26 protein-coding genes and 1 pseudogene are annotated in these 25,008 nt (G+C 68.6%); 14 read left to right on the top strand and 13 right to left on the bottom strand.

What is annotated here, in order from left to right; genetic code table 11:
• Nucleotides 1-77: 77 nt before the first annotated feature.
• A complete protein-coding gene (locus ACWC09_RS47420; RefSeq protein ID WP_450857924.1) occupies nucleotides 78-1,586 on the top strand; it encodes a glycosyltransferase family 87 protein in 1,509 nt (502 codons plus the stop codon).
• Between the two features lie 100 nt (nucleotides 1,587-1,686).
• Here the strand turns inward: ACWC09_RS47420 and ACWC09_RS47415 are convergent, their stop codons facing one another.
• The 3 genes from ACWC09_RS47415 to ACWC09_RS47405 form a co-directional block, all read right to left on the bottom strand.
• Nucleotides 1,687-2,718, bottom strand: coding sequence for an alanine racemase (locus tag ACWC09_RS47415; RefSeq protein WP_450857923.1), 1,032 nt, complete (start codon nucleotides 2,716-2,718; stop codon nucleotides 1,687-1,689).
• Between the two features lie 65 nt (nucleotides 2,719-2,783).
• Entirely contained in the window at nucleotides 2,784-3,905 is a 1,122-nt protein-coding gene (locus ACWC09_RS47410) for a lipid II:glycine glycyltransferase FemX (RefSeq protein WP_450857921.1), read from the bottom strand.
• A 179-nt stretch (nucleotides 3,906-4,084) separates the two neighbouring features.
• Nucleotides 4,085-4,399: a hypothetical protein gene (locus tag ACWC09_RS47405; RefSeq protein ID WP_450857919.1), complete on the bottom strand. Its 315-nt coding sequence runs from the start codon at nucleotides 4,397-4,399 to the stop codon at nucleotides 4,085-4,087.
• A gap of 264 nt (nucleotides 4,400-4,663) precedes the next feature.
• On the opposite strand from ACWC09_RS47405, the gene rpsF reads away from it, so the two are divergent.
• From rpsF to rplI, 4 genes are all read left to right on the top strand, one after another.
• Entirely contained in the window at nucleotides 4,664-4,954 is a 291-nt protein-coding gene (gene rpsF, locus ACWC09_RS47400) for a 30S ribosomal protein S6 (protein WP_007383258.1), read from the top strand.
• 77 nt (nucleotides 4,955-5,031) lie between these two features.
• Nucleotides 5,032-5,628, top strand: coding sequence for a single-stranded DNA-binding protein (locus tag ACWC09_RS47395; protein ID WP_450857917.1), 597 nt, complete (start codon nucleotides 5,032-5,034; stop codon nucleotides 5,626-5,628).
• A 57-nt stretch (nucleotides 5,629-5,685) separates the two neighbouring features.
• Nucleotides 5,686-5,922, top strand: coding sequence for a 30S ribosomal protein S18 (gene rpsR, locus ACWC09_RS47390; protein ID WP_003949403.1), 237 nt, complete (start codon nucleotides 5,686-5,688; stop codon nucleotides 5,920-5,922).
• Between the two features lie 18 nt (nucleotides 5,923-5,940).
• Entirely contained in the window at nucleotides 5,941-6,387 is a 447-nt protein-coding gene (gene rplI, locus ACWC09_RS47385; RefSeq protein WP_030938854.1) for a 50S ribosomal protein L9, read from the top strand.
• Between the two features lie 92 nt (nucleotides 6,388-6,479).
• Here the strand turns inward: rplI and ACWC09_RS47380 are convergent, their stop codons facing one another.
• Complete coding sequence (locus ACWC09_RS47380) at nucleotides 6,480-7,817, bottom strand: MATE family efflux transporter (RefSeq protein WP_450857915.1); 1,338 nt, start codon at nucleotides 7,815-7,817, stop codon at nucleotides 6,480-6,482.
• Nucleotides 7,818-8,276: 459 nt separating this feature from the next.
• On the opposite strand from ACWC09_RS47380, the gene dnaB reads away from it, so the two are divergent.
• Nucleotides 8,277-9,755 carry a replicative DNA helicase gene (dnaB, locus tag ACWC09_RS47375; protein ID WP_450857914.1) on the top strand — a complete coding sequence of 493 codons (1,479 nt, stop codon included), beginning with the start codon at nucleotides 8,277-8,279 and terminating at the stop codon, nucleotides 9,753-9,755.
• Between the two features lie 18 nt (nucleotides 9,756-9,773).
• Here the strand turns inward: dnaB and ACWC09_RS47370 are convergent, their stop codons facing one another.
• Nucleotides 9,774-10,337 (bottom strand): dihydrofolate reductase family protein, encoded by a 564-nt coding sequence (locus ACWC09_RS47370; RefSeq protein ID WP_450857912.1) that lies wholly within the window; start codon nucleotides 10,335-10,337, stop codon nucleotides 9,774-9,776.
• A gap of 224 nt (nucleotides 10,338-10,561) precedes the next feature.
• On the opposite strand from ACWC09_RS47370, the gene ACWC09_RS47365 reads away from it, so the two are divergent.
• On the top strand, nucleotides 10,562-11,947 hold the full coding sequence (locus ACWC09_RS47365) for a serine hydrolase domain-containing protein (protein WP_450857910.1): 1,386 nt from the start codon (nucleotides 10,562-10,564) through the stop codon (nucleotides 11,945-11,947).
• Nucleotides 11,948-12,008: 61 nt separating this feature from the next.
• On the opposite strand, the gene ACWC09_RS47360 is transcribed toward ACWC09_RS47365, so the two are convergent.
• Together ACWC09_RS47360 and ACWC09_RS47355 are read right to left on the bottom strand one after the other, a co-directional pair.
• Complete coding sequence (locus ACWC09_RS47360) at nucleotides 12,009-12,461, bottom strand: N-acetyltransferase family protein (protein WP_450857908.1); 453 nt, start codon at nucleotides 12,459-12,461, stop codon at nucleotides 12,009-12,011.
• A gap of 35 nt (nucleotides 12,462-12,496) precedes the next feature.
• Complete coding sequence (locus tag ACWC09_RS47355; protein WP_450857906.1) at nucleotides 12,497-13,363, bottom strand: GNAT family N-acetyltransferase; 867 nt, start codon at nucleotides 13,361-13,363, stop codon at nucleotides 12,497-12,499.
• Nucleotides 13,364-13,553: 190 nt separating this feature from the next.
• On the opposite strand from ACWC09_RS47355, the gene ACWC09_RS47350 reads away from it, so the two are divergent.
• Together ACWC09_RS47350 and ACWC09_RS47345 are read left to right on the top strand one after the other, a co-directional pair.
• A complete protein-coding gene (locus tag ACWC09_RS47350) occupies nucleotides 13,554-14,186 on the top strand; it encodes an HAD family hydrolase (RefSeq protein ID WP_450857904.1) in 633 nt (210 codons plus the stop codon).
• A gap of 314 nt (nucleotides 14,187-14,500) precedes the next feature.
• Nucleotides 14,501-15,892, top strand: coding sequence for a globin domain-containing protein (locus ACWC09_RS47345; RefSeq protein ID WP_450857902.1), 1,392 nt, complete (start codon nucleotides 14,501-14,503; stop codon nucleotides 15,890-15,892).
• 9 nt (nucleotides 15,893-15,901) lie between these two features.
• On the opposite strand, the gene ACWC09_RS47340 is transcribed toward ACWC09_RS47345, so the two are convergent.
• From ACWC09_RS47340 to ACWC09_RS47320, 5 genes are all read right to left on the bottom strand, one after another.
• Nucleotides 15,902-16,384 carry an NUDIX domain-containing protein gene (locus ACWC09_RS47340; RefSeq protein ID WP_450857900.1) on the bottom strand — a complete coding sequence of 161 codons (483 nt, stop codon included), beginning with the start codon at nucleotides 16,382-16,384 and terminating at the stop codon, nucleotides 15,902-15,904.
• A 99-nt stretch (nucleotides 16,385-16,483) separates the two neighbouring features.
• Nucleotides 16,484-17,389, bottom strand: a complete 906-nt coding sequence (locus tag ACWC09_RS47335; RefSeq protein ID WP_450857899.1) for a LysR family transcriptional regulator — start codon at nucleotides 17,387-17,389, stop codon at nucleotides 16,484-16,486.
• Between the two features lie 229 nt (nucleotides 17,390-17,618).
• Nucleotides 17,619-18,767: a cystathionine gamma-lyase gene (locus tag ACWC09_RS47330; RefSeq protein ID WP_450857897.1), complete on the bottom strand. Its 1,149-nt coding sequence runs from the start codon at nucleotides 18,765-18,767 to the stop codon at nucleotides 17,619-17,621.
• Entirely contained in the window at nucleotides 18,764-19,255 is a 492-nt protein-coding gene (locus ACWC09_RS47325) for a low molecular weight protein-tyrosine-phosphatase (protein WP_450857895.1), read from the bottom strand. Before ACWC09_RS47325 ends, ACWC09_RS47330 begins: the two co-directional genes overlap by 4 nt.
• A 7-nt stretch (nucleotides 19,256-19,262) precedes the next feature.
• On the bottom strand, nucleotides 19,263-19,640 hold the full coding sequence (locus ACWC09_RS47320; protein ID WP_450857893.1) for a phage holin family protein: 378 nt from the start codon (nucleotides 19,638-19,640) through the stop codon (nucleotides 19,263-19,265).
• Nucleotides 19,641-19,699: 59 nt separating this feature from the next.
• Between ACWC09_RS47320 and ACWC09_RS47315 the strand changes: the two genes are divergently transcribed.
• From ACWC09_RS47315 to ACWC09_RS47300, 4 genes are all read left to right on the top strand, one after another.
• Nucleotides 19,700-20,017 (top strand): cupin domain-containing protein, encoded by a 318-nt coding sequence (locus ACWC09_RS47315; protein WP_450857891.1) that lies wholly within the window; start codon nucleotides 19,700-19,702, stop codon nucleotides 20,015-20,017.
• Between the two features lie 178 nt (nucleotides 20,018-20,195).
• Nucleotides 20,196-20,408, top strand: a complete 213-nt coding sequence (locus ACWC09_RS47310) for a DUF5326 family protein (protein WP_200703064.1) — start codon at nucleotides 20,196-20,198, stop codon at nucleotides 20,406-20,408.
• 469 nt (nucleotides 20,409-20,877) lie between these two features.
• Entirely contained in the window at nucleotides 20,878-21,675 is a 798-nt protein-coding gene (locus ACWC09_RS47305) for an IclR family transcriptional regulator (RefSeq protein WP_450857935.1), read from the top strand.
• Between the two features lie 98 nt (nucleotides 21,676-21,773).
• Entirely contained in the window at nucleotides 21,774-22,217 is a 444-nt protein-coding gene (locus ACWC09_RS47300; RefSeq protein WP_450857889.1) for an SsgA family sporulation/cell division regulator, read from the top strand.
• Between the two features lie 165 nt (nucleotides 22,218-22,382).
• Here ACWC09_RS47300 and ACWC09_RS47295 read toward each other — a convergent pair whose 3' ends face one another.
• Nucleotides 22,383-23,966, bottom strand: coding sequence for a YibE/F family protein (locus ACWC09_RS47295; RefSeq protein WP_450857887.1), 1,584 nt, complete (start codon nucleotides 23,964-23,966; stop codon nucleotides 22,383-22,385).
• A gap of 253 nt (nucleotides 23,967-24,219) precedes the next feature.
• Here ACWC09_RS47295 and ACWC09_RS47290 point away from each other — a divergent pair.
• A pseudogene (locus ACWC09_RS47290) lies at nucleotides 24,220-24,924 on the top strand (phosphomethylpyrimidine synthase ThiC); the annotation flags it as partial.
• Nucleotides 24,925-25,008: the final 84 nt, after the last annotated feature.

Genomic DNA, 25,008 nt, shown 5'->3' with positions numbered 1-25,008 from the left:
GAAACAGGGGCCGCCGCACCTGAGAGGGTGAGGCGGCCCTCGGCGTATTCCTAGGCATGTACGGCAGGATGTGCCCCATGCCCAGCGCAGAATCGACGCAAGCGAGCGTGCACGAGCAGGACCCGGTGCGTCCGACCAAGGAGGATCCGGTCGCACGGTCCGGCAGCGAGCTGATCGGCGGCCCCCTCGGGTGGCGCGCCCTGACCGGGACGTCCTGGTGGACTCCCGTCCGGGTCGTCGCCCTCGTCGCGATCGGCATGTTCGCCCTCGGGATGATCCAGAAGGCCCCGTGCTACAACAGCGCCTGGTTCTTCGGCGCCAGCTCGCAGTACACGAAGGCCTGCTACTCCGACATCCCGCACCTCTACCAGGGACGCGGTTTCGCCGACGGGCTCGTGCCTTACTTCGACAAGCTCTCCGGCGACATGCCGTACCTCGAATACCCGGTGCTCACCGGTGTGTTCATGGAGGTGGCCGCCTGGCTCACGCCGGGCAGCGGCAGCATCCAGGACCAGGAACAGTGGTACTGGATGGTCAACGCCGGAATGCTGATGGTGTGCGCGGTCGTCATCGCGGTCTGCGTGGCCCGTACGCACGCCCGCCGACCCTGGGACGGTCTGCTGGTCGCCCTGGCGCCCGCCTTCGCGCTGACCGCCACCATCAACTGGGACCTGCTGGCGGTCGCTCTGACGGCCGCGGCGATGCTGATGTGGGCCCGGAGCCGTCCCCTCGCCTTCGGCGTCCTCCTGGGGCTCGCCACGGCTGCCAAGCTCTATCCCGTGTTCCTGCTGGGCCCGCTGTTCCTGCTGTGCTGGCGCGCGGGCAAATGGCGGGACTTCGGCAGAGCACTGGCAGGAGCGGTCGTCTCCTGGCTCGTCGTGAACCTGCCGGTGATGTTCTTCGCCTGGGACGGCTGGGTGCAGTTCTACAAGTTCAGCCACGACCGGGGCGTGGACTTCGGCTCCTTCTGGCTGATCATGGCCCAGAACACGACGAACCCGCTGACCACCGACACGGTCAACAACCTGGCCACGGCCCTGGTGGTGTTGTGCTCTGTGGGCATCGCGGTGCTCACGATGACCGCCCCCCGCCGCCCGCGCTTCGCCCAGCTCGCGTTCCTGATCGTCGCGGCGTTCATCCTCACCAACAAGGTGTACTCGCCGCAGTACGTCCTGTGGCTGGTGCCGCTCGCGGTGCTGGCTCGGCCCAAGTGGCGGGACTTCCTGATCTGGCAGGCCAGCGAGGTCGCGTACTTCCTGGGCATCTGGATGTACCTCGCGTACACGACCAGCGGTGACGCCCACAAGGGACTGCCGCAGGACGGCTACCACTGGGCGATCGGTGTACACCTGCTGGGGACGCTGTACCTGTGCGTCATGGTCGTGCGCGACATCCTCATGCCGGACCGGGACCCGGTGCGCAGGGCGGGCGACGACGACCCCTCTGGAGGCGTGCTGGACGGCGCGGAAGACGTCTTCGTCGTCGGCGCCGCCGCCCATCCGCCGCGTCACGCGGCCCACTTCGAGGGACCTCAGGTGGAGTGGGGCAACAGCGGAACGTCATCCTCCACGGACGGTTCGCTCTGAGCGAACACCCCTGAGAGACCCGCGCAATCGGCCGGAAGGCTCACGCAGAAGGCCGTACACGCATATCCGTGTACGGCCTTTTCGCTGTCTGCCCGGTCGCTCAGCGGTCGACGATCCGGTCGAACTGCGTGGTGGTGTGCCGCAGATGGGCCACCAGCTCCTCGCCCACCTTCGGCTCCGGTGCGTCCGCCGGCACGAACAGGATCGAGACCTGCATGTGCGGCGGCTCCGCGAACCAGCGCTGCTTCCCGCCCCAGACGAACGGAGAAAGGTTCCGGTTGACCGTGGCGAGGCCGGCCCGGGCGACGCCCTTGGCACGCGGCATGACGCCGTGCAGCGCCTTCGGGGCCTCCAGGCCCACACCGTGCGAGGTGCCGCCCGCCACGACCACCAGGAAGCCGTCCGAGGCCGCCTTCTGCTGGCGGTACCCGAAGCGGTCCCCCTTGGCGACACGCGTGACGTCCAGGACCGCCCCGCGGTACTCGGTGGCCTCGTGGTCCCCCAGCCACAGCCGGGTGCCGATGCGGGCGCGGAAGCGGGTCTGGGGGAACTGCTGCTGGAGCCGGTGGAGTTCGTCGGCCTTGAGGTGGCTGACGAACATCGTGTGCAGCGGCAGCCGGGCCGCTCGCAGGTGGTCCATCCAGCCGATGACCTCCTCGACGGCGTCCGAGCCGTCCGTGCGGTCCAGCGGCAGATGGATGGCGAAGCCCTCGAGGCGCACGTTCTCTATGGCGGCGTGCAGCTGCGGGAGGTCCTGGGCGCTGATGCCGTGCCGCTTCATCGAGGACATCACCTCGATGACCACCCGGGCTCCCACGAGGCCGTACACGCCGTCGATGGACGACACCGAGCGGATGACCCGGTCGGGCAGCGGGACGGGCTCCTCGCCACGGCGGTACGGCGTCAGCACCAGCAGGTCACCGCCGAAGAAGTCCTTGATGCGCGCGGCCTCGTAGGTCGTGCCGACGGCGAGGATGTCGGAGCCCAGCCGTGTGGCCTCCTCCGCCAGCCGCTCGTGCCCGAAGCCATAGCCGTTGCCCTTGCAGACCGGGACGAGCCCCGGGAACTGGTCCTGCACGTGCTTGTGGTGCGCACGCCAGCGCGCGGTGTCGACGTAGAGCGTGAGCGCCATGGCCGGACCTGGAACCTTTCTCGTGGCTGCGGTGTATCAGAGGTATGGAATCACTGAACGTGACATCAGCGGCGCGACATGTAGATGTCGAGTGCCTTGTGGAGCAGCTTGTTGAGCGGGAAGTCCCACTCGCCGAGGTACTCGGCCGCCTGGCCACCCGTGCCCACCTTGAACTGGATCAGGCCGAAGAGGTGGTCGGTCTCGTCCAGCGAGTCGGAGATGCCGCGCAGGTCGTAGACGGTCGCGCCGAGCGCGTAGGCGTCGCGCAGCATCCGCCACTGCATCGCGTTCGAGGGCCGGACCTCACGGCCGATGTTGTCGGAGGCGCCGTAGGAGTACCAGACGTGCCCGCCGACGATCAGCATCGTCGCCGCCGACAGGTTCACACCGTTGTGCCGGGCGAAGTACAGCCGCATGCGGTTGGGGTCCTCGGTGTTGAGGGCTGTCCACATGCGCTCGAAGTACGACAGCGGGCGGGGCCGGAAGTGGTCGCGCACCGCGGTGATCTCGTACAGCCGCTGCCATTCGGCCAGATCCTGGAAGCCGCCCTGGACGACCTCGACGCCTGCCTTCTCGGCCTTCTTGATGTTGCGCCGCCACAGCTGGTTGAAGTTCTTGTGGACCTCTTCGAGGGAGCGGTTGGCGAGCGGCACCTGGTAGACGTAGCGGGGCTGGACGTCGCCGAAGCCGGCGCCGCCGTCCTCGCCCTGCTGCCAGCCCATGCGGCGCAGCTTGTCGGCGACCTCGAAGGCGCGCGGCTCGATGAAGTCGGCCTCGATGTCGCGCAGGCGCTTCACGTCCGGGTTCTGGATACCTGCCTTGATGGAGGTGGCCTCCCAGCGCCGGATGATGACCGGCGGGCCCATCTTCACGGAGAAGGCGCCCTGGTGCTTGAGGTGCGCGAGCATCGGTTCCAGCCACTCGGTGAGATTCGGCGCGAACCAGTTGATGACCGGGCCCTCGGGCAGATAGGCCAAGTAGCGCTTGATCTTGGGGAGTTGGCGATAGAGAACCAGGCCCGCGCCGACCAGCTCGCCGGTCTTCTCGTCGAACCAGCCGAGGCTCTCGGAGCGCCACTCCGCCTTGACGTCCGCCCAGGCCGGAACCTGCATGTGGCTCGCCGACGGCAGGCTCTGGATGTACGCCAGATGCTGCTCGCGGCTGATCGTCCTCAGGGTCAGGCTCATTCGGGGCGCTCCTCGGGCTGGTGTGTCCCCATGGGTACAGGGGCTCCGGCTCTCGCGCCGAAGCCTACTGCGCCTTACGGGCGCCCCGACTGGGCACACGCAACCTCCGCCCCGGCTCCTGGGCTGCTGAGGCGTTCCATGGTCCTTTATGTGGAGTTCGGGAGACGGTGTCCCTGGCGTCAGCCGATGACCCCGCCGAAGAGGCCGCCGTGCGCCATGCCGAGGAAGAAGCCGACCGCCGCCGCGCCGAGACCCAGGATGAGTCCGAAGCGCTCGCGTGTCGTCTCCGAGATCCACTGGCCGTACGCCCCGGTGATGATCCCCACCAGGCCGGCCCAGGAGCTGAGCAGGTGCAGGTGGTGGAAGAAGCCCGTCACGAACGCCACCACGCCGAGCACCAGGGTGACCGCGAGCAGGGTGTCCTGGAGGGGGTGGGGCTTGCCGTCCGTGGCGAAGAGGCCTCCGACGGTGTTGGGTCGCAATGCCTGTGCCATAGGGCACCTCCTGCGAAAGGCGGCGCATCGTAGCGCCATACACACCCGATGTGTACAGATTGACGGTCACCCCGGCCTGATTTCAACCGGAAGCCGGTGTGCGGGTACTCTGTACCGTCTGTAGCGGTGTCTGCCCAGGCCAGCTCGGGCGAACCGCAAGGTCAGCCCGGATTGTCAGTGGCGGCCGATACCGTTGCGTACGCATCACAACCCTCCTGCCACGGAACGACCGTGGCCGCTGAGTCCAAAGGAGGTGGGTTCCACATGCGTCACTACGAGGTGATGGTCATCCTCGACCCCGATCTGGAGGAGCGCGCCGTCGCCCCCCTGATCGAGAACTTCCTCTCCGTCGTCCGTGAGGGCAACGGCAAGGTCGAGAAGGTCGACACCTGGGGCCGTCGTCGTCTCTCGTACGAGATCAAGAAGAAGCCCGAGGGCATCTACTCGGTCATCGACCTGCAGGCCGAGCCTGCGGTCGTCAAGGAGCTCGACCGCCAGCTGAACCTGAACGAGTCGGTCCTCCGGACCAAGGTCCTCCGCCCCGAGACCCACTGAGCTTCCCAGCTCAGCTGATTTCGGGATCCGAGTAGCAGCAACCAAGCAGCCAGAGCAAACCCGCCGAGAGGTTCCCCATGGCAGGCGAGACCGTCATCACGGTCGTCGGCAATCTTGTCGACGACCCCGAGCTGCGCTTCACCCCCTCCGGTGCGGCGGTCGCGAAGTTCCGTGTCGCGTCCACTCCCCGCACCTTCGACCGCCAGACGAACGAGTGGAAGGACGGCGAGAGCCTGTTCCTGACCTGCTCGGTCTGGCGTCAGGCGGCGGAGAACGTCGCGGAGTCGCTCCAGCGAGGCATGCGCGTCATCGTGCAGGGCCGGCTGAAGCAGCGGTCCTACGAGGACCGTGAGGGCGTCAAGCGCACGGTCTACGAGCTGGACGTCGAGGAAGTCGGCGCCAGCCTGCGGAGCGCCACGGCCAAGGTCACCAAGACCGCCGGCGGTGCCGGCCGCGGTGGCCAGGGCGGTTACGGCGGCGGTGGCGGCCAGGGTGGCGGCGGCTGGGGCGGCGGCCCCGGTGGCGGTCAGCCGGGCGGCGGCGCTCCCGCCGACGACCCGTGGGCGACCGGCGCTCCCGCCGGTGGCAACCAGGGCGGCGGTGGCGGCGGCTGGGGTGGAAACTCCGGCGGCGGTGGCGGTGGCGGCGGCTACTCGGACGAGCCCCCCTTCTAGGCCTTCGGGCCGAGGGCGGGTCGTACCCAAACTTCTTGATCACACAGGAGAAACACCATGGCGAAGCCGCCTGTGCGCAAGCCTAAGAAGAAGGTCTGCGCGTTCTGCAAGGACAAGGTCACGTACGTGGACTACAAGGACACGAACATGCTGCGGAAGTTCATTTCCGACCGCGGCAAGATCCGTGCCCGCCGCGTGACCGGCAACTGCACGCAGCACCAGCGTGACGTCGCCACGGCCGTGAAGAACAGCCGTGAGATGGCGCTGCTGCCCTACACCTCCACCGCGCGATAAGGGAAGGGTGACCGACACATGAAGATCATCCTCACCCACGAGGTCTCCGGCCTCGGTGCCGCGGGCGACGTCGTCGACGTCAAGGACGGTTACGCTCGCAACTACCTGATCCCGCGGAAGTTCGCTATCCGCTGGACCAAGGGTGGCGAGAAGGACGTCGAGCAGATCCGTCGCGCTCGCAAGATCCACGAGATCCAGACCATCGAGCAGGCCAACCAGGTGAAGGCCCAGCTCGAGGGTGTCAAGGTCCGTCTGGCCGTCCGCTCCGGCGACGCCGGTCGTCTCTTCGGTTCCGTCACCCCGGCCGACATCGCTTCTGCGATCAAGGCTTCCGGTGGCCCCGAGGTCGACAAGCGTCGTATCGAGCTGGGCGCGCCGATCAAGACGCTGGGCGCCCACGAGACGTCCGTGCGTCTGCACCCCGAGGTTGCCGCCAAGGTCAACATCGAGGTTGTCGCTGCGTGACGCTGCGCTCGGTTTGAGCAGTTGTGAAAGGGGCTGCACCTCCAGAGGTGCAGCCCCTTTCGTGTGCCGTATGGCGTGTTTCACGTGAAACGTCAGCGGGACGCGCCAGTGACGATCCAGCGTCCCGAGCGGGCGCGCAGCCAGAGCGTGAGCAGGCGGACCGTCATCATCAGCGTCATCGCTCCCCACAGTGCGGTGAGACCGCCACCGAACGTCGGGACGAGGAGAGCCACCGGTGTGAACACGATCAGGGTGAGCACCATGGCCCCGGCGAGGTAGGACCCGTCGCCCGCCCCCATCAGGACGCCGTCCAGAACGAAGACGACGCCACTGATCGGCTGCGAGAAGGCCACGATCAGCAGGGCGGGCAGAGCTGCGTCCTTCACCACGGAGTCGCTGGTGAACAAGGACAGAAATACCGGGCGCGTCGCGACGACGAGGACGCCGAGGACCAAGCCGACCGCGATGCCCCACTCCACCATCCGGCGGCAGGCATCTCGTGCCCCTTGGGCGTCACCGGCCCCGAGATACCGCCCGATGATCGCCTGTCCGGCGATGGCGATCGCGTCGAGGGCGAAGGCGAGCAGACTCCACAGGGACAGGATGATCTGGTGTGCCGCGATCTCGGAGTCGCCGAGTCGGGCGGCGACGGCGGTGGCGATCATCAGGATCGCCCGGAGCGACAGCGTGCGGACCAGCAGGGGTACGCCGGCCTGGGCGGAGGCCCTGATGCCGGAGGCGTCGGGGCGCAGGGATGCGCCGTGTCTACGAGCTCCTCGGACGACCACCACCAGGTAGACGGCCGCCATGCCGCACTGCGCGATGACCGTGCCCCACGCGGAGCCGGCGATACCGAGGCCGGCGCCGTAGACGAGACCCGCGTTGAGGGCGCCGTTGGCGACGAACCCGACGACGGCGACGTAGAGCGGTGTCTTCGTGTCCTGCAGTCCGCGCAGCACGCCGGTCGCGGCGAGGACGACGAGCATGGCAGGGATGCCGAGGGCGGAGATGCGCAGATAGGTGGTCGCGTAGGGGGACGCGGTGTCGGAGGCGCCGAAGAGTTCTACCAGGGACGGTGCGGTGGGCAGGACGACGGCGATGACGGCGGCTCCGAGCAGTAGCCCCAGCCAGATGCCGTCCATGCCCTGGCGGATGGCGGCCTGAAGATCGCCGGCGCCGACGCGTCGGGCGACCGCGGCCGTGGTGGCGTAGGCGAGGAAGACGAAGACGCTGACGGCTGTCGTGAGGAGCGCCGAGGCGACCCCGAGGCCCGCGAGCTGGGCCGTGCCGAGATGGCCGACGATGGCGCTGTCGGCCATGACGAAGAGGGGCTCGGCGACGAGCGCGCCGAAGGCCGGAACGGCCAGTGCGACGATCTCTCGGTCGTGCAGTCGCCGGGCGGCCCTGGCGGTCGCGGGAGCCTGTGTCATGTGCACCAATCTAATCGTCCACAGGTAAGAGATGCAAAGGCTTTGTGGTCCTTACCTCTCGTCTCTCTGTGTGCTCTTTCGTGCGCCGTTCGATGTGATCTTGGTCCGACTGGGGAAGTTTTTCTTCTGCACAGCCGGTGGACGGTAAACGTGCAGGTCAGATCGGTTCTTGCGGCGGACGGTCAGGCTTGTTCACAGGGCTGTCCACCGTGTCGTGCACAGGTTTTGCGGAGTTCTCCACAGCATCCGGGCCGTCGTCCACATGGCCTGTGGATAACCAGATTGGCTGACGGTGCCCACAGGCCTACCGTGGACCGGCGCCCACTCCCTCGCGTCGACCGGGAAACCATCCCAAAGCCGACGTGCCAGAACCGGAGTTGGGCCTCTCATTTGTCAGTGCCGTGCCGTAGAACTGAGGGCATGGCTAGGTCCGCTCGGCGGACGGGAGGAGGTGGCTCGGTGAGTATTTCCGAGCCCTTGGACGACCCGTGGGCCGACAGCGGTCCCAGTGATCGTCTGCCTGCCTCCCGCCGACGCGGCGACGGGGTCCGGGGCCGCGACGAACAACACGACCGCGGCCGGGAGAGCGGCGAATGGGACGGCGGGGGCACCGCCTTCGAGCGCGTACCGCCGCAGGACCTCGATGCCGAGCAGTCCGTCCTCGGCGGCATGCTCCTGTCCAAGGACGCCATCGCCGACGTCGTCGAGGTCATCAAGGGCCACGACTTCTACAAGCCCGCCCACGAGACGATCTTCCAGGCGATCCTCGACATCTACGCCAAGGGCGAGCCGGCCGACCCCATCACGATCGCCGCCGAGCTCACCAAGCGCGGCGAGATCAACAAGGTCGGCGGGGCATCGTATCTGCACACTCTCGTCCAGACGGTGCCGACGGCGGCCAACGCCGAGTACTACGCGGAGATCGTCCACGAGCGCGCGGTCCTGCGCCGCCTCGTCGAGGCCGGAACCCGCATCACGCAGATGGGATACGCGGCCGACGACGACGTCGACGAGATCGTCAACCGCGCCCAGGCCGAGATCTATGCGGTCACCGAGCAGCGCACCAGCGAGGACTATCTGCCGCTCGGCGACATCATGGAGGGCGCGCTCGACGAGATCGAGGCGATCGGCTCGCGCAGCGGCGAGATGACCGGTGTGCCCACGGGCTTCACCGACCTCGACTCGCTCACCAATGGCCTGCACCCGGGACAGATGATCGTCATCGCGGCCCGTCCCGCCATGGGTAAGTCCACGCTCGCGCTGGACTTCGCGCGCGCGGCGTCGATCAAGCACAACCTGCCGAGTGTCATCTTCTCGCTCGAAATGGGACGCAACGAGATCGCGATGCGTCTGCTGTCCGCCGAGGCACGCGTGGCCCTGCACCACATGCGCTCGGGCACGATGACCGACGAGGACTGGACCCGCCTGGCACGCCGGATGCCCGAGGTGTCGTCCGCACCGCTCTACATCGACGACTCCCCGAACCTGTCGATGATGGAGATCCGCGCGAAGTGCCGTCGGCTGAAACAGCGCAACGACATCAAGCTCGTGATCATCGACTATCTGCAGCTGATGCAGGCCGGTGGCTCCAAGCGCTCCGAGAGCCGTCAGCAGGAGGTCTCGGACATGTCGCGTAACCTCAAGCTGCTGGCCAAGGAGCTGGAGGTGCCGGTGATCGCGCTCTCGCAGCTCAACCGTGGTCCCGAGCAGCGCACCGACAAGAAGCCGATGGTGTCCGACCTGCGTGAGTCCGGCTCCATCGAGCAGGACGCCGACATGGTGATCCTGCTGCACCGCGAGGACGCCTACGAGAAGGAGTCGCCGCGCGCGGGCGAGGCGGACATCATCGTGGGCAAGCACCGTAACGGCCCGACGGCGACGATCACCGTCGCCTTCCAGGGCCACTACTCGCGGTTCGTGGACATGGCGCAGACCTGACCGGTCCCGATGTAGGCTTCAGCGCCTTGTCTCGTACCTGGTCAGGACCACGCCGCGGGAAAACATCCGCGTCTCCACAAGGTTCAGGTTCACCCAGTTGTCCAGCGCGGCGAAGAACGGCGTGCCGCCGCCCACCAGGACCGGCGCGGTGGCCAGCACGTACTCGTCAATCAGCCCGGCCCGCATGGCCGCCCCGGCGAGCGTCGCGCCGCCGATGTCCATCGGGCCGCCGTCCTCGGCCTTGAGCCGGGTGATCTCGGCCACCGCGTCGCCGCTGACCAGGCGGGTGTTCCAGTCGACCTTGTCGATCGTCGAGGAGAACACCACCTTCGACATGTCCCGCCAGCGGCGCGCGAACTCGATCTCCGCCGGGGTGGCGTTGGGCTGCTGGTCACCGGTCGGCCAGTGGGAGCTCATCGTCTGCCACAGCTTGCGCCCGTACAGCGACAGGTCGGTTGCCTGCAACCGGTCGGACCAAAACTGGAACAGCTCGTCGCTCGGCACGCTCCAGCCGATGTCGTCGCCGGGCGCGGCGATGTAGCCGTCCAGGGTCAGGTTCATGCCGTAGATCAGTTTCCGCATGGCGCCAGCCTTCCGTGAATCGGTCTCACGCGTACAGACCGGCGCGGTGCGGGAAACTCATCGGTACGCGATCTGAGCTCGCATACAGTCCGGGTGACATCGCGGTGAGACAACAGAGAACCAGCAGGTCACAGAAGATCGACATGTCATCGGCGGCGAGACCCTACACCCGCCCGGGACAAATGAGCTCGACGCCCGCCTGTCCCGCAGGATGGACTGGGGCCATGACGACTCCTCAGGAAGAGCTGCTCGCCGGCACGCGTCGGGCACTGCTGCACCGGATCGCCGTGGCCCAGGCCGAAGGGCGTGCGCCGTCGCTGGTCGCGGCGGTCGTACGGGGCGGACGGACCGTGTGGCACGGCGCGCGGACGTCGGTGGACGGGCACGGGCCGGACGAGAACGTCCAGTACCGGATCGGCTCGATCACCAAAACCTTCACCGCCGTGCTGGTGCTGCGGCTGCGTGACGAGGGACTTCTCGACCTCGGTGACCCGTTGGAGAAGCATCTGCCCGGCACCGGCGCGGGGGAGGCCACCATCGTCGACCTCCTTGCGCACACGGGCGGGCTGGCGGCCGAGTCGCCCGCGCCCTGGTGGGAGCGCACGCCGGGCTCCCTGCGCCCCGAACTCGCCGACGTCCTGGGCGAACAGCCGCTACGGCATCCGGTGGGCCGTCGGTTCCACTACTCCAACCCCGGCTACACCGTGCTGGGCGCACTCGTCGAGAAGCTGCGCGGGGCGCCGTGGGAGGAGGTACTCCGGCGCGAAGTGCTCGAACCCCTGGGCCTGGACAGCACGAGCGGCCACCCGCGGATGCCTCACGCGGGCGGCTGGGCCGTACACCCCTGGGCCGACGTCCTGCTGCCCGAGCCCGGCGAGGACCTCGGACGGATGTCTCCCGCTGGTCAACTCTGGTCCACCACTCGGGACTTGGCGCGGTTCGCGGTCTTCCTCGTGCAGGGGGACGACCGGGTGCTGAGCGCGTCGAGCGTGCGGGAGATGCGGACGCCGGCGGCGCCATGCGAGGCCGCAGACGTCGCAGACGGGGTCTCGTACGGTCTCGGGATGCAGATCCAGCAGCGGCACGGCCGGCTGCTGGTGGGACATTCGGGATCGCTGCCGGGCTTTCTGGCGAACCTCACCATCGGTGTCGAGGACGACGTCGCCGCGGTCGTCCTGGCCAACTGCACATCCGGTCCGCTCCTGACCACCGTCGGTGCCGACCTCGTACGGATCGTCGCCGAGGCCGAGCCCCGCATTCCGGAGCCATGGCGACCGATGAGCGAAGTCGACCCGGGCGTACTGGAGTTGGCGGGCCAGTGGTACTGGGGTACGTACGCCTTCGCCCTGCGACTGACGGCCGACGGGCTGGTCTCGCTGGAACCGCTGTCCGGTACCGGTCGCCGCTCGCGTTTCAGGGCGAACGGCGACGGCACCTGGTCCGGACTGGAGGGCTATTACGCCGGAGAGCTCCTGAAGGCCGTACGACGGCCGGACGGGACGGTGAGCCATCTGGACCTCGGGTCGTTCGTGTTCACGCGTCAGCCGTACGACGAGGAGGCTTCCGTGCCGGGTGGGGTGGATCCGGACGGGTGGCGGGGGATCGGCTAGCCCGTCGAGGTGGTGCGGGTGCCGTGTTTCACGTGAAACACGGCACCACGCCCGCGCGGTCTCACAGCTGGAGCTTGAAGCCTACGTGCGAGGCCGTGAAGCCGAGCCGCTCGTAGAAACGGTGGGCGTCGGTGCGGGTGTTGTCGGAGGTGAGCTGGACCAACTGGCAGTTCTCGTGACGGGATTTCTCGATGGCCCACTCGATGAACTGTGTGCCCAGACCGCTGCCCCGCTCGTCCGCATGGATACGGACGGCTTCGATGATCGACCGGGTTGCGCCCCGTCGTGCCAGTCCGGGGATGATCGTGAGCTGAAGCGTGCCGACGACGCGGCCCTCACGAACGGCGACGACCAGATGCTGGTTCGGGTCGGCCGTCAGGCGGTCCAGCGCGGCGAGGTAGGGGGCGGGGTCGTCCGGTGACTCGCGTTGGGCGCCGAGAGGGTCGTCGGCGAGCATCGCGACGATCGCGGGGACGTCCTCGGCGGTGGCGGGCCGTATCTCGAGATCTCCCATGCCAGGCACCCTACTCACGCGTGCGGTGGACCGCCTCAGCCCGCGGCCACCGTCACGGGGGCGAATCGCCTGGTCCAGTCGCCGGGCAGTTCCGGGACTCCGTACGTCATGACCGCGTTGAAGGACACGGAGGCCAGCCCCCGTTCCTTCGTCCAGGCCAGTAGCTCTTCGTGTCGGACGTCGATGTCCGTGCGCAGAGGGCGGTCGGTGCGGGCGGCGAGCGAGGCGATGAGGGCCTCGGCCGTCGCCGTGTCCCGGGCGATCAGCGGGCCGACGACATGCGTCTCCATGTTGGGCCAGGCAGCCGCGTAGCCGGTGAGCCGGCCGTTCTCCTCAGCGATGTGCAGATGGTCGGCGAAGGCGGGGAGCCGGGCGACGATATGTGTGCGGTCGGCCCCGAACACCTCTTCGTCGAGCCGGAGGATCGCCGTGAGGTCCTCCGCGGTGGCCGCACGGGTGACGACCTCGGGCTGCGGGCCGCCGGGAACGAAGTGCCCGCGGAGCATCTCGGCGCGGCCGATGACCTTGAAGCCGAGTTCCTCGTAGAGAGGGCGGCCGTACGGGGTCGCGTGCAGCGTGAGCGGAGTCGTGTCCATCGTCGAGACGATGTGGCGCATCAGACGCCGTCCGACCCCCTGGCGGGCATGCCGTTCGGCGACCAGCACCATGCCGATGGCCCTGAGGTCGGGACGGTCCTGCGGTCCGTACTCGGTGACGACACAGGCGCTGACGAGGCCGCCGTCGGGGTCGTCGATGCCATATCCCTTCCCGGCCGCGAGAAGGAAACCCCACTTGTGCTCCTCGCGTGGCCACCCCCGGTCCTCGGACAAGTCGGCGCAGGCGGTGAGATCGCGAAGCGTCAGACGGCGGATGGGAAGAGCGGTGAGGGAAGAGGTCGGCACGCAGGTCAGGCTGTCCGACCGGGACCCCCGGCGTCCACCTCTTTCCGGTGAGACGCGGGAGCTTTTGGCCATGTCGTGGTCAACTGCACAGGGCGCCGACAGCTGCAGGTTGTTTCACGTGAAACATGGCCGAGCAGCCGCCCGGTGGACTCGCCGGGAAGCGGTCGGCGGAGCGCTAGCCTCGGGTCCCATGGCGAGACTTCATCTCTTCGACCTGGACGGGACGTTGCTGCGTGGCACATCGTCGCCCGTGGAAATCTCACGGCAGTTGGGGCTGGAAGCCGAGACGGTGGCGCTCGACGAGGCGATCTCGGCGGGACTGATAGGGCCTCCGGAGTATGCGACTCGGGTGCACGCCCTCTGGGCGGATCTCACCGATGCGCATGTGGCGGCGGCTTTCGAAGCGGCCCCGTGGCTGGAACGTATTCGGGAAGTCTGGGCGGAGATCCGAGAGCGCGGTGAGTTCTGCGCTGTCGTCTCGCTCTCGCCGTCCTTCTTCGTGGAGAGGCTCATCGGTTGGGGGGCGCACGCTGCCCATGGGTCGGTTTTCCCGGCTGTGCCGTTCACCGAGCCCGTGGATCCGGCCGGAGTTCTCACCGCGGCGGCCAAGGTCGATGTCGCCGACCGGCTGTGCCAGGAGTTCGGAGTGGCACGGGCCGACTGTGTCGCTTATGGAGACTCGCTGTCGGACAAGGACCTGTTCGGTGCGGTGCCGGTCTCCGTCGCGGTCAATGCGGACCGCCATCTGTCCGGTCTCGCGACACACTCGTACATGGGCGGGGATCTGTGGGAAGCCTATGAATTGGTGCGCCGCGTCCTTTAGTTGAAGGAATTCGTGGTTGGCCCTGTCGCATTCGTGAGGGAGCAAGGGGGGACTTGTGATCATGGCGCTGGCCGGTAGGGTCGACTCCGGTTCGTGTCCGGGATGAGATGGACGCCTGTGCGGACCGTGAGCAGGTGACGCAGTCTAAGGGGACGGAGAGATCGAAGAACCGCTTTTCGCCCTACTTGTCCGTAAGAAGCCTGAATTCGGGTTGAATCTGGCCGCATCGGCCTTGGTGCACAAGGGGAAAGCGAGCCGTCTGCGGGGGAAAGCAGGCACCTTCCGACCGAGGAAGTGCGCAGACCGACCGAAAGATGTTCGAGGCGAGGCACACCATGGACGCTCCGACCACCGCGTCGGCCGACAACGGCACTTCCGGCGGCGGGGACGGCTGGTTCACACCGCACCCGGAGCCGCCGGGCAGCGGGCAGGTAGCAGCCGAGGGCGCCTCATATGCCGGACCGGCCGAGCCCGTAGCAGCGGCCGCTGAGCAGCCCCTACAGCCCCCTACAGTCCCCATCCAGAGGTCCGCCTCGTCCATGACGCAGCCCGAGCACCGTCCCCAGCCCCTCGTCCCGGACCAGGCCCAGACCGCGTCACCGGACGCCTTTCTCATCCGCCGGACCATGGCCGAGGTCGGGCCGATCGCCGACAAGGTCACCTCGTACTTCTACGCCCTCCTCTTCGTCCGCCATCCCGAGCTGCGCCCGATGTTCCCGCCGGCCATGGACACCCAGCGGGACCGGCTGCTCAAGGCCCTGCTCACGGCCGCCGAGCACATCGACAACACCCCGGTCCTCGTCGACTACCTGCAGAACCTCGGCCGCGGCCACCGCAAGTACGGCACCCGCGCCGAGCACTACCCGGCAGTCGGCGAGTGCCTCATCGGTGCGCTGAACAGGTACGCCGACACCTGGGACGCGGAGACGGAGGCGGCCTGGGTGCGGGCGTACACGACGATCTCTCAGGTGATGATCGACGCCGCGGCCGCGGACGAACTGCGCGCCCCCGCCTGGTGGTACGCCGAGATCGTCGCGCACGACCTCAGGACCCGGGACGTCGCGGTCGTCACCGTCCGCCCCAACCAGCCCTACCCCTTTCTCGCCGGGCAGTACATGAGCCTGGAGACGCCGTGGTGGCCCCGAATATGGCGGCACTACTCCTTCGCCTCGGCACCCCGCTCCGACGGTCTGCTGACCTTCCATGTGAAGGCCGTCCCCGCGGGCTGGGTCTCGAACGCCCTGGTGCACCGCGCCCGTCCCGGCGACGTCATCCGGCTGGGCCCGCCCGCCGGTTCGATGACCGTGGACCACACGACGGACGGTGGCCTGCTGTGCCTGGGTGGCGGCACCGGCATAGCGCCGATCAAGGCGCTGGTCGAGGACGTCGCCGAGCACGGCGCACGGCGCCCGGTCGAGGTGTTCTACGGCGCCCGCACCGACAACGACCTCTACGACATCGACACGATGCTCAGGCTCCAGCAGTCCCACCCCTGGCTCTCGGTCCGCGCCGTCATCGACCAGCAGGCGCATGTCCAACTCCCGGACGCGATACGCCAGTACGGGCCCTGGCATGGGTACGAGGCCTATCTGTCGGGTCCGCCGGGCATGATCCGCAGCGGTGTGGACGTCCTGAGAAGCATGGGCATCCCGGCGGAGCGGATACGGCACGACTCCGTGGAGGAACTCGTGGCCGCCGGCAGCTGACGCGGCGCCTCAGCCCAGGTCCGGGGCGTGCATGGCGCGTACGCCCTCGATGTTGCCGTCCAGGTAGTGCCGTAGCGACAGCGGCACGAGGTGGACGGAGGCGATCCCGACGCGGGTGAACGGAACCCGCACGATCTCGTACTCTCCGGCGGGCTCGTCCACCTCGGGGCCGTGCCGCAGTGAGGTGTCCATGGACTCCAGGTGACAGACGAAGAAGTGCTGCACCTTCACGCCGGTCGCGCCACCGTCCTCGCCGATGTGCTCGACAGTGTCGACGAAGCAGGGCACCACGTCGGTGATCTTGGCGCCGAGTTCCTCGTACACCTCGCGGTGCAGGGCATCGACGACGGTCGTGTCGTCGGGCTCGACCCCGCCACCGGGAGTGACCCAGTAGGGATCGACACCGGGCTTGGTGCGCTTGATCAAGATCAGGTCGTCGCCGTCCAGCAGGACGGCACGGGCGGTGCGCTTGACCACGGGTCGGACGGTCATGGGTGGAATGTGGCCCGGATGGTTCCACGTGAAACATCGCGAGATGTCACCGGCCGAGCTCACCCCGTGACCATCGAAAAAACTCGCGAAAAGACCAGGTCAGCACCAGTCGGACGAGGCCTGCAACAGCCACTCGTGTGCCCGCGTGATGTGCGGCATCGCGAGAGTGCCGGTACGGACGACCAAGAAGTACGTCCGCAGGGGCGGTACCGCGGGATCGTGCAGGGCCACGACCTCCCTTCGCTCCAGGGCCGTCGCGCACAGATAGCGGGGCAGGACCGCGAGTCCCGCTCCCGCGACGGCGCAGGCCAGGACCGCCCGCAGGTCGGGGACGATGACGGTGCCCGGGGCGCCCGGGCGGGAGTCGAAGACCGAGGCCCAGTAGCGCGAGACGAAGGGCAGCGACTCGTGCACCTCGATCACGGGAATGTCCTCCAGGGCCCGCGCTCCCTTGCGGCGAGGCTTCCCGGCACCGATGTGCTCGGCCCGGGCCGGGGAAGCGACCAGGACGTGCTCCTCGTCGCAGAGCGGAGTCGCCGTGAGCAGGGCGCCGCGTGGACGGGCCGTACTGATGGCCAGATCGTGATGCCCGGCGGCAAGCCCCTCCAGGGTCTCCTCGGCGTTCCCGAAGGAGGCGCGCAGCGCGAAGCCCTGGCCGTCCTCGCCGGTCAGCTCGGTGAGGGCGGGCAGCGCGCGTTCCGCGGTGAACTCGGGGGGACCTGCGAGATGCAGCGTCCGTAAGGAGGACTCGTCGTCGAGGCCGGTCTCGGCGATCTCCACCAGGGCGTCGAGGTGCGGCGCGGCCTTGTGCGCGAGCTCGTCCCCGATGGACGTCGGGGTCACCCCGCGGGCCTGCCGCAGGAACAGGGGGCGGCCCAACTGCCGTTCCAACGTGCGGATCTGAGAGGTCACGGCCGGCTGAGACAGGCCGAGGAGCGCGGCGGCGCGGGTGAAGGAGCCGGCCCGGTGCACCGTCACAAAAGTGCGCAGCAAGGCCAGATCCATGGACGCCCCTCCCGATCCCTGCCTCTGTCTCCGGCCCCCGGGCAGGGCCCAACTATAAATAAGTCGATAGGTCTCTGTCGCTACTGTGATTGGACACTGACACAGAGTCAACTAGCCTTGTTCGCGCGGTTCTTCGCGCGCGGAACCGAGGACGGTCCGAGCCACGAGGGGGGAGGTTCGGACCGTCCGTTGTACGTAGTCAGACGCCTGCCGGGCGCCCGTAAGAGGGTCACCGCGCCGACTCCTCCAGCGCACGGAGCACATCCGCCACCAGGTCCTCCGGGTCCTCGGCGCCGACGGAGAAGCGAATGAAGCCCTCCGGCACCGCGTCCCCGCCCCAGCGACCGCGCCGCTCGGCCGTCGAACGCACCCCGCCGAAGCTCGTCGCGTCGTCCACGATCCGCAGCGCGTCGAGAAAGCGCTCGGCACGCGCGCGCGTGGACAACGTGAAGGACACCACACACCCGTAGCGGCGCATCTGCCGCACGGCCACCGTGTGCGAGGGGTCGTCGCTCAGCCCCGGATAGCGCAGTCCACTCACCTCCGGGCGCCCGCGCAGCGCCTCGGCAAGCCTGAGGGCCGTGGCGCACTGGCGGTCGACGCGCAGTTGGAGCGTGGCGATCGAACGGTGCGCGAGCCAGGCCTCCATGGGCCCCGAAATCGCCCCGGCGATCTTGCGCCAGCGGCGCACGCCCGCCATGGCCTCGGCGTCCCGGCCGACGACGTACCCGAGCAGTACGTCCCCATGTCCGGTGAGCTGCTTGGTGCCGCTGGCCACGGCGAAGTCGGCGCCGAGTTCCAGCGGGCGCTGCCCCAGGGGCGTGGCGAGGGTGTTGTCGACGGCGACGAGAGCACCACGCGCGTGTGCCGCCTCGGCGAGGCGCCGGATGTCACAGACGTCGAGCCCGGGATTGGACGGGGTCTCGATCAGCAGCAGCTTCGCGCCGTCTAGGACGTCCAGTTGGGCGTCGTCCGCCGTCGGAGCGGTGCGCACCTCGATGCCGTACGCCTCCAGCTGCGCGCGCACCAGGGGCAGCGCCTGATAGCCGTCGCTGGGCAGCACGACCGCGTCCCCCGTGCGTAGCTGGGAGAAGAGCACCGACGAGAGGGCGGCCATCCCGGAGGCGAACACGAGCGTCTCCACGCCGTCTTGGCCGGGCGCCTCCAGTTCGCCGATCGCGCGCTCCAGGAGCGTCCAGGTGGGGTTCTCGTCGCGGCCGTAGGTGTACGGCCCGGTCGGGTCGCCCGGGAGGTGGTAGTGGGCGGCGAAGGCCGGTCCGGGCAGCGTCGGCTCGTACTTCACCGCCTCGGGCAGTCCCGCCCGCACCGCGCGCGTGCCGTCGCCGGCCGGGGACCCCGCCGTACCGGAATCGCTCATACCGCCTCCACCTCCACCTGCTCGCGCACCGCGGCGAGCAGCCCGTCGCTCGCCGCCTCCACCATCTCAAGGCATTCCTCGAAGCCGTCCGTGCCCCCGTAGTACGGGTCCGGTACGTCGAGGTCGTCGCCCGCGGCGGTGTCGTAGGAACGAAGCAGCCGTACCTTCGCCGCGTCCTCCGGGGTGGGTGCGAGGCGGCGAAGGGCTGTGAGGTGGCCGGTGTCGAGGGCGATGACGAGGTCGAGGCGGGAGAACCACGAAGGCCGGAACTGGCGGGCCGTGTGGCCGCTGTCGTAGCCGCTCTCCTCCAGGACGGAGACAGTGCGCGGGTCGGCGCCGTCGCCCTCGTGCCAGCCGCCGGTGCCGGCGCTGTCGACCTCGACCAGGCCGTCGAGCCCGGCCTCCTGTATCCGGGCCCGGAAGACGGACTCGGCCATCGGGGAACGGCAGATGTTGCCGGTGCAGACGAAGCAGACGCGGTACGTCATCGCCTGCTCAGTCCTCGTCGGGCAGGACGACGTGCAGAGCCCAGGACACTATCGAGATGATCAGGCCGCCCAGGACGGCGGTCCAGAAGCCCTCGACGTGGAAGCTCAGGTTCAGCTTGTCGGCCAGCCACGAGGTCAACAGCAGCATCAGCGCGTTCACCACCAGGGTGAACAGGCCGAGCGTCAGGATGAACAGCGGGAAGGTCAGCAGCTGCAGAATGGGCTTGACCAGGAAGTTCACCAGGCCGAAGACCAGGGCGACGAGGATGAGCGTCCAGACCTTCTTGCCCGTGCTGGTGCCGGTCAGGGTGATCTTGTCGAGCAGCCAGACGGCGACCGCCAGGGCGCCCGCGTTGGCGATCGTCTTGACTACGAAATTCTTCATGTGTCTGATCGTGGCAGAAGAGATCGGTCACGAGTATCGGGACGAGGGCGACAACCGCGATGAAGGCATTCCGGCTGGACGAACTGGAGGCGGAGCGCGCCGCCAACGACGGCGCCTACCTGCAGTTTCTGCGCGAGCGGAACATGTCGGTCGGGCTCTACGCACTCAACGCCGGAGAGCATGATCCACAGAAGCCGCACAATCAGGACGAGGTCTACTTCGTTGTGAGCGGCCGTGCCGCGATCACCGTCGGCCTGGAGACCACCCAGGTGGCGCGCGGCAGCGTGATCTACGTGCCGGCCGGGGTCGCCCACAAGTTCCACCACATCAGCGAGGACCTGAGGGTCCTGGTGGTGTTCTCTCCGCCGGAAAGCTGACGCCCCGCCTCGGGGTTCCCTAGGGGTTCGATCAGGGGAGGACAAGGGGTGCGAGGCCCCCGTCGGGCCCCCTGCCGGCTCTAGCATCGAGTGCAGGACATCAGAAGGATCCGGCTCAAGAAGCCCGGGTCATCGACGGGACCCGGCACCAACGGGCGGAGAGGTAAGGACGAGAGCAATGGGAGAGATCTTTTCGGGACTGCCCTGGTGGGTGAAGTGGATCGCCGTGCCGGTCATCGCCCTGGTCGTCTTCGGCGGGCTGATAGCGACGGTCGTCGGCTTCGTCATCGGACTGCTCTTCAAGGCGCTGGTCTTCGTGGCCCTGGTCGGCGGACTGATCTACGTCGTACGGAAGTTCACGTCGAGTTCCTCGTCGCGCAGCGACTGGTGAGGTCCCTGGGAAACCGGTGACCGGTAACAGGAATCACCGGTTCCCTCGGGGGAGGGAAGTTTCCGGGCAGGCCGTCCGCAGGCGGTGGCGGGCGATTAGAGTCCGGAACTCGTCGCGGGGACGACCCCGCGAGCGGCGTACACCTCCTCCCCGTGTTCCCCACAGCACGGGCTGCCCCCTCGCGCTTCGGGAGTGACCCTTGGCCACGGTAGACACCGCACCCACAGCCCCCCACGCATCCCCCACCACCACACAGGCCACCGCCCCGCCCCCGGGACACATCAGGCCCCCCGAGCAGCCGGGCCCGGTGACACAGCACCGCGCGCCGGCCCCGCCGGCCTCCCGGACTCCGGCGCAGCCCACGGCGACGGCACCGGCCCCGGTGCCGTCACGGCCGACGGCTTCAGCCGCCGCCCCCTCCCAGCCGCCGCCGACAGCCTCGGCAGCAACCCCCACCCCGCGCCGGCCCATCGCATCCCCCGCGCGCCCGCACCCGGAACCCCCTCCCGCGCAGCCCCACTCCGCGACCCTCATCGGGTCCGTCCAGCGTGCGATGCGCCTCCTGGAACACGTCGCCGAGCACCCCCACGGAGCCCCCGCCAAACAGCTCGCCCGGGAGACCGGCCTGGCGTTGCCCACCGCGTACCACCTGCTGCGCACCCTTGTGCACGAGGGCTATCTGCGCCGGGACAAGGGTCTGTTCTTCCTCGGCGACGCGGCTGAGCGGCTGGGCAGCAGCGGAGCCCAGGAGAAACGTCGCAGCACGATCGTCGACGCGCTCGCCGGTTTCCGTGACGCGATCGGTGTGCCCGTGTACTACGCCGTCTACCAGGACGGCGAGATCGAGGTCATGTGCGTCTCCGACACCCCGGGCAACCCGGCGGTCGAGGAGTGGGCCGACTTCCGCGAGACCGCCCACGCGCACGCGATCGGGCAGTGTCTGCTCTCCCAGCTGGACGAGGACGCCCGCCGTGATCACCTGGAGCGCTATCCCGTGCAGTCCATCACCCCGTACACGGTGCGTGACAGCCGCACTCTGCTGCGGCGCCTGGAGCGGACGCGGCGGATGGATGCCGTGATGGAGCGGCAGGAGTACGCGCTGGGGACGGTCTGCGCGGCGATCCCCATCACCGTGGGGACGACGGCTGTGACGATGGCCATCTCCCTGCCGTCCCATCAGGCCGAACGGCTGGAGTCGGCGGCGCGGCAGTTGCAGAGCGAGATCGGGCGCCTGCTGGGGACCCTCGCGATCTCTATCAGTATCTGAAAACTCACTCCTTGTGATCTGTCGTGTACGTTCAGCAAGATTCCATCAGTGTCAGGGGATGATTCCCAGCCAGTCGGCTTCACATGACGGGGTAGGCGATGCGCGAGTCCGAGTCCGTACAGGCAGAGGTCATGATGAGCTTCCTCGTGTCCGAGGAGCTCTCCTTCCGTATTCCGGTGGAGCTGCGTTACGAGACCTGTGATCCCTACGCTGTGCGGCTGACCTTCCATCTACCCGGCGATGCTCCGGTGACCTGGGCGTTCGGCCGGGAGCTGATGATCGACGGGGTGGGCCGGCCGTCCGGGGACGGGGATGTGCGGGTCTCGCCCGTCGAACGGGACTCGCTGGGCGAGGTCCTGATCCGGCTTCAGGTCGGTCGCGACCAGGCGCTGTTCCGCTCGTCGACGGCACCCCTCATCGCCTTCCTCGACCGCACCGACAAACTGGTGCCGCTGGGCCAGGAGGGTGCGCTCGGCGACTTCGACGCCCACCTCGACGAGGCGCTGGACCGGATTCTGGCGGAGGAACAGAGCGCGGGCTGATCGCGGCACGGCGGGAGCCGGCGGAACGCCGCAGCGCGGCGTGTGGAGGGTTGCAGGAACGCTTCAGCGCCGGGCTGTGGTGAAGCGGCGAGCAGGAGCACGAGGATTACGAGGAGCGGGAACGCTTCTGCGCGGGCTGGCCCGAGGCGAAGAGCCCGCCCGGGCTCAGCGCTTGCGGCGCCGGCCCTTTCCCGTGCGCACCGGAGCCGGAGCAGCGCCCGGACCCGGGTCGGCCGTCGCTCCCGTCGCGGTGGAGGCCGCCCCCTGTCCCGGCCGGTCCGCCGAGACCACCAGGGCCGCGAGCAACGTCGTGACCGGCACCGAGGCGACCAGACCGATCGAGCCCACCAGCGTGCGCACGATCTCCTCCGCGACCAGCTCGCTGTTGGCGACCGTTCCCACACTGCTCTGCGCGATGGAGAACAGCAGCAGCAACGGCAACGCAGCGCCCGCGTAGGCGAGGACCAGGGTGTTGACGACCGACGCGATGTGGTCGCGGCCGATGCGGATGCCGGCCCGGTACAGGCCGCGCCAGCCCGTCGACGGATTGGCGTCGTGCAGCTCCCACACCGCCGACGTCTGGGTGACCGTCACATCGTCGAGGACACCGAGCGAGCCGATGATGACGCCCGCGAGCAGCAGACCGCTCATGTCGATCGACGGATACAGGCCGTGGATGAGGCCGGTGTTGTCGTCGGTGTTGCCGGTGAGCGCGGCCCAGCCGATGAACTGCGAGCCCAGGACGCCGATCAGCACCAGGGAGATCAGCGTGCCCAGGACCGCCACGGAGGTGCGTGCCGACAGGCCGTGGCACATGTAGAGGGCGATCAGCATGATGGCGCTCGACCCGATCACCGCCACGAGCAGCGGGTTCGAGCCCTGGAGGATCGCGGGCAGGATGAAGAAGTTGAGGATCAGGAAGCTGATGGCGAGCGCGACCAGCGCCATGACGCCCCGCATCCGTCCGACGATCACGACGGCGACGGCGAAGATGCCGGCGAGCAGCGCCATCGGGAAGCGCCGGTTGACGTCGGTGACCGAGTACTGCAGGTCCTTGGGGGCCGAGGGCTCGTAGGCTGCCACGACCTTCTCGCCCTCGTGCAGCTGCCGCGACTGGTCGGGCTGGACGATCTCGGTGAACGTACGGCCCTTGTCCTTGCCGCTGTCGACGCGGACCGTCGCCTTCTTGCAGGTGCTGTTCGCCTGTTGCTGGGTGGAGGAGCTCTCGCCGGTGGACGTGTCGCCGGTCGAGGTCCCGCCGGAGGCGTTGACGGACTTGCAGCTCACGCTCACGACCTTGGTGACGGTCGCCTGCTGGGTCTGCCGGTCGAAGCCCACACCGGTGCGCTCGTGGGCCGGGGCGCCGCCGGGCCACAGCACCGCGAGCCCGACCACCACGGCCGCCGCGAACGGGATGAGGATCGCCGCGATGACCTTGCGCAGATGCTTGGAGACGGGGGCCGCCGGACCGTGACTGTGGCCGTGCCCGCCGCCGGAGCCCTGTCCATGACCGCTGTGCCCATGGCCGGGAGGTCCATCGGCGGCAGGTCCGTGGTCGACGTGTCCAGGCCCCACGTGTCCAGGGCCCACGTGTCCAGGCCCCACATGCTGATGCCCGCCGCCGAGTTCGTGTCCATGGCGGTGCTCGTGCTCGTAACCCTCGCCTGGACCGCGGCCGTTGCCGCTTCCAGGGCCGGGCCGGCGGGGCGGCTCCGGTGGCGGGTGCGGGGGCTGGTGTGTGGTGGTCACCGCCCGATCATCGCAAGAACGACAGGGGCCCTCTGTTCACCGCGCCCGAATTGACGCTAGCGTGGAGGCACCTTTGCACACGCGGGAGCTCGGAGCACCGGGCTGAGAGGGCGCTGACCTCCGTCCCAGCGATGTTTCACGTGGAACATCACCGAAGCCAGGTGATGTCCGTCACGGGACATCGACAGACGGAAGCCGCTGCGTCGACCGCCGAACCTGTTACCGGGTAATGCCGGCGTAGGGAGTAGGTCTCATGACCAACAAGGACGCACGCACGCCTGCCTTCAACCAGGATGAACGGCGCATTCAGGGCGAAACAGCCCAGGGTGGTCAGTCCCAGGAGGCCGGGAAGTCCATCGGCTGGCACAAGGCGTACGTCGAGGGTTCGCGCCCCGACCTGCGGGTGCCGGTCCGTCAGGTGCACCTCACCAACGGGCAGTCGGTCACGCTGTACGACACCTCCGGCCCGTACACCGATCCGCTCGTCGACACCGATGTCCGCCGGGGGCTGCCACCGCTTCGGGAGAACTGGATCATCTCTCGCGGTGACACCGAGGAGTACGCGGGCCGGCCGGCCCGCCCGGAGGACGACGGGATCAAGCACACCTCACCGCGAGGCGGACTGCGCAACCTCGACGCGGTCTTCCCAGGCCGGCCCCGCCTGCCGCGCCGCAGCCGCGACGGCAGGGCGGTCACGCAGCTCGCGTATGCGCGCCGGGGCGAGATCACCCCGGAGATGGAGTACGTGGCCGTTCGGGAGAACGTCGCGCCCGAAGTCGTACGCGAGGAGATCGCCGCGGGCCGCGCGGTGCTGCCCGCGAACGTCAACCACCCGGAGATCGAGCCGATGATCATCGGCAAGCGGTTCCTGGTGAAGGTGAACGCCAACATCGGCAACTCCGCGGTCACGTCCTCCATCGAGGAGGAGGTCGAGAAGATGACCTGGGCGACCCGATTCTCCTTATTGCAGGAGGATGCGGTGACGGAGGAGGTCGAATCCTGCTCGGCCGTGCATCTGCCGCATGATCTTCTTGGTTCGGGT

It is taken from the genome of Streptomyces sp. NPDC001617, assembly GCF_053596855.1.
This window is presented reverse-complemented; position numbering and strand designations above follow the sequence as displayed.